General features: G+C 61.4%; 5 protein-coding genes and 1 pseudogene. 3 read left to right on the top strand and 3 right to left on the bottom strand.

The features are described from left to right. The 3 genes and pseudogenes from R6U20_RS08525 to R6U20_RS08515 form a co-directional block, all read left to right on the top strand. Nucleotides 1–156: pseudogene (locus R6U20_RS08525) on the top strand (M24 family metallopeptidase); the annotation flags it as partial. A 101-nt stretch (nucleotides 157–257) separates the two neighbouring features. Then, nucleotides 258–1,025: a BspA family leucine-rich repeat surface protein gene (locus tag R6U20_RS08520; protein ID WP_410337434.1), complete on the top strand. Its 768-nt coding sequence runs from the start codon at nucleotides 258–260 to the stop codon at nucleotides 1,023–1,025. 343 nt (nucleotides 1,026–1,368) lie between these two features. Continuing rightward, nucleotides 1,369–3,981 (top strand): hypothetical protein, encoded by a 2,613-nt coding sequence (locus R6U20_RS08515; protein WP_410337433.1) that lies wholly within the window; start codon nucleotides 1,369–1,371, stop codon nucleotides 3,979–3,981. A 49-nt stretch (nucleotides 3,982–4,030) separates the two neighbouring features. Here the strand turns inward: R6U20_RS08515 and R6U20_RS08510 are convergent, their stop codons facing one another. The 3 genes from R6U20_RS08510 to R6U20_RS08500 all read right to left on the bottom strand — a co-directional run. Beyond that, nucleotides 4,031–4,990, bottom strand: coding sequence for a hypothetical protein (locus tag R6U20_RS08510; protein WP_410337432.1), 960 nt, complete (start codon nucleotides 4,988–4,990; stop codon nucleotides 4,031–4,033). A 30-nt stretch (nucleotides 4,991–5,020) separates the two neighbouring features. Continuing rightward, nucleotides 5,021–6,247, bottom strand: a complete 1,227-nt coding sequence (locus R6U20_RS08505; protein WP_410337431.1) for a DUF2201 family putative metallopeptidase — start codon at nucleotides 6,245–6,247, stop codon at nucleotides 5,021–5,023. Nucleotides 6,248–6,300: 53 nt separating this feature from the next. Further along, nucleotides 6,301–7,272 (bottom strand): AAA family ATPase (locus R6U20_RS08500; RefSeq protein WP_410337430.1); only part of this gene is annotated, 972 nt, incomplete at its 5' end.

The raw sequence follows: 7,272 nt of genomic DNA, 5'->3' as shown, positions 1-7,272 counted from the left end.
CCGTACCCGGGCAGCGTATGCATCTCGGTCAACGATGAAGTGGTGCACGGCATTCCCGGAGATCGGGAACTGCAGCCCGGCGACATTCTGGCGGTGGATATCGCGGTCAAGAAGGACGGATATCACGGCGACATGAACGTCACCATGGCAGCGGGCGAGCGATCACGGGCGGCATCAAGCAGATCTGTCTCGACAATTATGCCGATGCCGATAAGCTACTGGAGATCGAGCAGTGGGGCCACACGAAGTGGCGGAGTATGCTGTGTGCGTTTCAGGGGGCGCACAACATGCAGCTATCTGCGACGGATGCGCCCGACCTTTCGTTGGCCGTCGATACCACAGCGATGTTTCAGGGGGCGCATGCCTTCAATGCACCGCTCAACCACTGGGATGTGAGCACCATCCGAAGCATGGAGTCGATGTTCAAGGATGCCCGCTCGTTCAACCAGGACCTGGACACGTGGGACACCCACGACGTTCGCGATATGACGTCGATGTTTTCGGGGGCAGAGGCGTTTAATGGTGCGGTGGGTTCGTGGAATATGTCGCGCGTCAACAGGATGGATGGGATGTTCAACCGGGCCTCCTCCTTCAATCAGCCAGTGAACGACTGGGATGTATCGCAAGTCCAGCACATGGAGGGGGTATTTAGAAAAGCAAAAGCGTTTAATCAGGATCTGGACCGGTGGAATGTGCGGCTGGTGCAGTATTTTAGCTGGTTTCTCGCAGATGCTCGGACGTTCAACGGCTCTATGTCCGGGTGGGACTTGATGTGCGCGCAGGACGTGTCGCACATGTTTCAGGGCGCTCGGGCCTTCAATCAGCCCATCGGGGATTGGACCTTCTACGAGGATCTGTGGACGATGGAGAAGATGTTCAAAGGTGCTCGGTCATTTAACCAGCCGGTCGGCGACTGGGCCATTCCGGACTCGGTGAATGTCGATGACATGTTCAACGGCGCGACCTCATTCGATCAAGACCGTGAGCGGGTGGGAGGCCGAGCCAGAGCCACCTGGTTCGTTTGATTCGGGACTCACCGTCATTGACAGGCGCGATTAAAACTGTAGCATCGGATGCTGGAGGTTCGGATCAGTGCAGCGCCTTTTCATCTCTCTGCTTGAGCAACCCCTTCCCTGCCCCGCGAGCGATGGACGCGGTATCGGTGCGTTATTTTCGCGCGGGCCACACAGGGATCGGGAGGCGAACGTTCCTGCATCGATGGCAGAAAGCTGCTCGAAGCGAACAGGCTTCGTTTTCCCCCTAAACCACTGCATGGAATGATCGGACACCTTCTGTCCGGGACGAAAGCGTGGGCGTGTAGGAGCAGACGAATACCGCGCGTTCTGTTTCACTGACCGGTTCTGAGCCATGTCTGATTCTACTTCGTCTCTTCCCTCGCTTTCCTCGTTTGATCGTCATCTGCTGGCTGAACGGTTGCGCATCCGGCGGCACGACCAGACGCTGCTGAGTGCGGCCCACGTTCGCGCCAAGGTGGAGCCGCATCAGTGGGCGGCGGTGCAGCAGGCGCTCCAGGGCATCCCGCCCCGCGTGCTGCTGGCCGATGACGGCGATCTGGGGCGGCGTACGCAGGCGATGGCGCTGCTGAAGGAGCTGGCACTGCGTGGACAGGCCGACCGGGTGCTGGTTATTCCAGCCGGAGGATACAATGAGGAGGCCAGATGGGTGCGCACGATGCATCACGACTTTGGGCTGGATATGGAGGGGGCCGATCATTCGTGGATCGAGGAGCAGCGCCTGCGGCAGGACCCGGATACCAATCTGTGGAGTCGGCCCAGGCAACGGGTGGTAGTGCCCAAAAGTGTGCTACGGTACGGGAAGCAAGGGCGCAACCTGGCGTGCCAGCCGTGGGACGTGGTGATCGTAGAGGATGCACTGAAGCTGTTCCAGGGGCGCACGGTGGCCGATTCCCAGGCGGCGCGTGCCGCTGAGGCGGTGCAGCAGGCCACTGCGCGGATCTTCTGCTGTGAGCAGCCGCATCGCGAAGGGCTCGAAGCATTCTGGGACCTGATCGAGCTGCTGGATCCACTCAGCGTATTGGCACACCGCAAGTCCGGCTCCCGGGGTGTGCTGCATCGGATCGTGCGGCGCAGCCCCGCTACCGTGGCAGGCGTGGAATCGGCGCAGCCTGCGATGGTCCGGCATGCCGTTGAGTTGTCAGAGGCCGAGCAGGCATTTCATAGGGCGGCCACTACGTACATCTCTGATGTATATCCCGTGCTGGAGAAGGATATCGACTACACAGCACGAACTTTCACAGAGGGCATGACGGGCGCGCTGCTGGAGCATCCAATGGCTTTTGTTAAGGCGCTACAGGAACGCGTTGACGTGATTAGGGTGGGCCGGGGCGTTGCCTTTTCTGAGGAGGCCGAGGCGCTCCTTGCGGGCGATAGGCGGTCAGAAGACCTCTCTGAGGAAAAGCGCACGCAGGCACAGGACGAGCTACGTGCGGTCGCTGATGCGCACTCCGATGTCATGCTCGATGATGAGTTGAACCGGATCGTAGCGCTTGTGGAGCAGGCGCAGGCGCTCAATCCCCACGCCAAGACCAGAGTCACGCGCAACGTGATCGACGAGATTCGTGAGGAAACGCCGGATGCGTCGATCATCGTCTTGGCCCGCCAGCCCAGCACCATGCGCGCGATGCAGGCTGCATCCGCGGATGCGTCGTGGCACGAGCGGGTTGTGGTGCATGACACGTTTTACGATGAGGAGGCCCGTGCCAAGGTGCAGGCGGCCCTGAACGCCCGAGAGGCCGCCGTGCTCGTCACCTCCTGGGGGGGAGCCATGGGATTGGACCACATACAGGCTGAAACGACGCATGTCATCAATTTTGATCTTGCGTGGCATCCGCCCCACACACAGCACCGGATGTGCACGATGCAGCAGATGATGAGCCGCAGCGAACTCACCTGGCACAACCTGCACCTACCCGGCACACGCGAGGGGCAGCTCGTTGCTACAATGTATGAACACGTGCATCCGCTGTATGAAGTCGCCACGGCAGATTCTACGGTAGATGGCGTCTTCGATAGCCTGGACGCAAAGAGGACGGTTATGGATGCCGTTCGCAACGATTTGCCTGCAGATCAGGTGTTGCAGGGGCTACAGGCCGATCTGGATGCCTGCATTGAACAGCTACAGATGTGGCAAGAATCTGATTTCTTAACATGCACCTCCTTTGATGCAAGGGACACACGTCAGGTGGAGTCGATGGTGGCCGCCGCTGAGCGGATGTATGGAGCGTTTGATGAGCGGGCAGCGCTGGTCGCGGCATGTATTGGTCGCAATGGCGGGACATGGACGTCTCATGGCGACGGCACGTACGCGATTTCACTGTATGCAGAGGGGGAGGCGACGCGGTATGCCTTCGATCCCGACACAGCACGCACCGAAGAGGTCGAGTATTTGGGGCCGGGCCATCCGCTCATGGAGACGGCGGCAGAGCGTGTTCTGAAGAGCGAGATGCTCAGTTCGCCAGTAGGCCAAAAGCAGGCGGCGTTTCTAAGTACGCCCGGCATCACATTTGTGTATCGGCTGGTGTTTGAGGACGGCAACGGACACATCGTCCACGAAACGCTGTATCCACTGCACGTGCCTGCGGATGGTAGGGCCCCCGGTTCAACGCGTGGCGAGCGCGTGTTGCAGGCCGGTACAGAGGCCTCCAGCGACCACCCGGCGGTTGGCCCGTTGCGTGCGCAGCGCACGGTGTTACAGGCGCGTGCCGAGGCGGCTCTCCACGAGCAGGTACCGATGATTGAAGAGCAACTCGCATCGGCACGACGGACGCGCGCTGATCAAGAGGAAGAGCGACTCAAAGGCTGCGTCCAGCATCACGGCCCGCCAATGACGGAAGCAGAAGATGTGCAGATGGGACACCGCCACGTAGCTATAGACACCCATCGCACACTCGATGCGCGTCCGCCTGTGCTGGTGGGTTGGTGCTATGCGATACCGGCGTAGCATTCGTTCAGTTCGCGGACGGAGCGGGGTTCGTCTGCGCACGCAATGGTTATCGCATGAGCTCTGCAAAGTGCCGACGCGCTTTCGGATTGCTAAATACAGCCTGCTTAACAGCAAAACCCGATGCACTCACAAGGCGACGCAGGGCGAACAAGGGCGTGTTTGAATTGCGTGCTGCAGCGCACTGCACCGAACGGCTCTCGTCCTGCGTCAGCTGGGTCAACACCGCAGGATGGGTGCTCGACGCCTGCGCAAGACGCTCGCGGATATAGGGGCCTGCCGCGAACAGACGCTGCTGTTCGGCTTTTGTGAGCGGCTTGGGCGACGTGCCAGCCGGTGGATATGCCGGATCGACTCCGGAGCGTTGCACGAGCGCGATTAGATCGGATGGAGCCTCGGGGTGCGCCTGTACCGCCCGACGCACGTCAGCATCGGCATCGCCCAGCAGTTGCGGTAGGCAAGATGCTGGTGTGGAAGCATGGCGAGCCACCGCAGCCCGGACCGAGGCATCTTCGTGCGTAGCTAACGCCTTCAGCACGTCAGCGGGGCAGGCGGGATGCATGGCCAGGGTGCAAACAAGCTCGCCTTGGCGCTGAGTGCTGGAATCCGCAATACGGCGAAGCGCTGTAGCCGGTGTGTTCGGATGACGTGCCACGAGCAGGCGCGTCTCGTGCGAGAGGTAATCGTAGCGCATGATCACCAGGATCCAACTGGCAGGCAGCGCTTTTTCCTGCAGCAGGGGATCGATGGCATCATACGGCAAGGTGTCCAGCAGGGCCGGATCGGCAGCGATATGCACTTGCATTGCTGGGTTGTTGAGTACGCGAGCCGGGTAGTCAACGGCAAGCTGCATCAGTGCATCGGGCGGCGTGCCAGGGTTGCATGCCACCTGCTTACGCACCCGCGGATTCATGTCACGCGACAGGGTGCGCAGGTCTTCAGGATCCGCTGTGGCGTCGGTGGCCACGGCCATGCGGTCTTCGATGAAGTCAACTGTTGATATTGACATAGGAGAATAGGGGATCAGGTCATTGCGGGATCAGGCTGTTGGGGTGATGAACGGGATAGCGTTACCAAACGGAAAGTCGGCGGCGCGCTGTCCAGGCTGGTGAACCCAGAGCACCGGATAGGGCGGCGGATCGTCGGGAAACGTGCCGTATCCGTCGGTGAAGCAGACCAGCACCGGCGAACGGGCCATCATGTCTTGTTCAGCCGCTATGGCGTCAAACAGCGGGACAAACGAGGTGCCGCCCCCGCCTTGGGGCGGCGGCAGATCTGCCAGATTGGTATGCGACGACAATTCGTAGGGGCCGTAGACGTCCGCATCCATATAATACAACTGCCCCTGGATGTGCGGGTAGCTCCGTATAATGTGATGGACCTCCCCCATAAAGCGCCCCAAGTCAGCGTTCGAAATGGAGCCGCTCGTATCAACGCCGATATAGACCTGAAGGGCTTTCGTGGTGAGGGTTTTGAGATAGAGCCCGCGGTGAATCTGGCGCCGGTCGAAGTGGTCGAAGTCCACGGGGGTGCGCACCAGAAACCGCCACAGCATATCCTGCCAGTTGATGCGAGGCTCCGTGGCGGCCTCCACACAGCGTTGCAATCCAGCGGGTAGATCTCCGGGCGTTTTCATGCGCTGCATTTCGGCGGCCCGGCGCACGACCTGCCGCCAGTGGCTCTGCACCGACGCAGCCTCGGAAGATGTGGGCGGTGCATCAGGCGGTGCATCTGCATCCAGGTCGCGCCACTGCCTGGGAAGCGATGGAAGGGGATCCGAAGATGATGCTGTGCCGGACGCAATTCCCGGAGAGGCAACTGCCATGGAAGACGTCGAAGCCGCTTCGCGCTGGAGGCATGCGTAGATCTCCTCTACGCTGAGCGTCTGCCACGCCGGGCGGTCGTCGGGGAGGTGGACGCCGCCTTCGGGTAAGGCAAAGCCCTGTTTATCCACGATATCGTTCACGACCATGTCGGCAGCGATATTCCATTGCGTGCGGTCGCGCTCACCGCGCCGGGGCAAGTGGCACAGCGCGATGTGCAGCACCTCGTGAACGAGCAGTCCCATAAACGCTTCCTGCGAAAGCGCCGCAACGGGGTCGGGGTTGAGCAGGAGCGCGCTGCCATCCGTGGCCGCAAGAGGAACGGTGGGATCTGGACGGATGGGCGCCTCAAGCAGCAGCGTGCCAAAAAACGGCGACCGGCTTCGTATGGCAATGCGGGCGTTGCTGATGCGCTGCTGAAGCGAGGCAGACAGGGCGGGCATAGCGCAGAGGGGATGTGTTGAGGACGCCGGTGTATGTTGCACGGGGGCTGCCGTCAGGCACAGGTTGCGGCCACCGCTTGCATCTGGTCGAGAAAGGGCACGAAGCGGTCGTCGTTGCTAACGCGGCCCACGAATGCGCCAAGCTGTCCGGTATCGCGTAAATGCTCCACCGTCTGGCTGAAGAACAGCTGCGTGTACTCGTTGGGGGCATGGCTTAGGAGCCACCGGCTGGCGTGATAGGCATCCGGTGCGGTGTCGGCCCGCACGCCCAGCCCAATGGTGGTGGCGTAGCGCCGAGACGCCTCTTCGGGGAACGCGATGTCGGATCCGTTGCCAGCGAGCACCGCCTCCAGATCGGGCAGGTCGGTGTAGACATCCAGGTACGCGTAGAACTCGCCAGCGGCCCCGTCGCCTACGGCCGCTGCGACGTCGAGTCCAGCCGCATGCAGGTTAGACGCCATCTCCCAGGACCGGGGCGAGGGCCAGGCAGACGCATGCGCATCCATCTTGAACAGCAGCTCAGGGCGAAACGCCAGGAACGCCTGAATCTGCTCATGCAGGTTGTGCTGTGCGGCGTAGGTCTGAAACGAATCGTAGTCGGGGTCTACCTTCAGATGCACAAACCGGTTGGCCAGCGGCGCGGGCATCTCGTAGACCGCGGCCCGATCCTCTTTCCGATTGCCCGCCGACCAGATAAACCATCCCTCGGGCACCGTGTAGGTGCCGACCTTGCGGTCCAGAATGAGCTGTTGGGCAATGCCCTGGACCGCGGGGGCGGCCATATTGAGCTCATCTAGAAAGAGGATGCCACGGCCCGACTGCGGAAGAAACTCAGGCGGATACCACGTGGCGATGTTGTCATCGGGCTGAGGCACCGGCAGTCCACGCAGATCCGAGGGCGCAAGCTGGCTCAGGCGCAGGTCGATGAGTTGCATGTCGGAATCGGCGGCCAACTGCGCAACGATGCTGGACTTTCCGATGCCGGGCGGTCCCCACATCATGACACTCAGGCGCAGTTCGTTCTG

Origin of the sequence: Longimonas sp., from assembly GCF_046498435.1 — a bacterium.
Classification (GTDB): Bacteria; Bacteroidota; Rhodothermia; order Rhodothermales; family Salinibacteraceae; genus Longimonas.
This window is presented reverse-complemented; position numbering and strand designations above follow the sequence as displayed.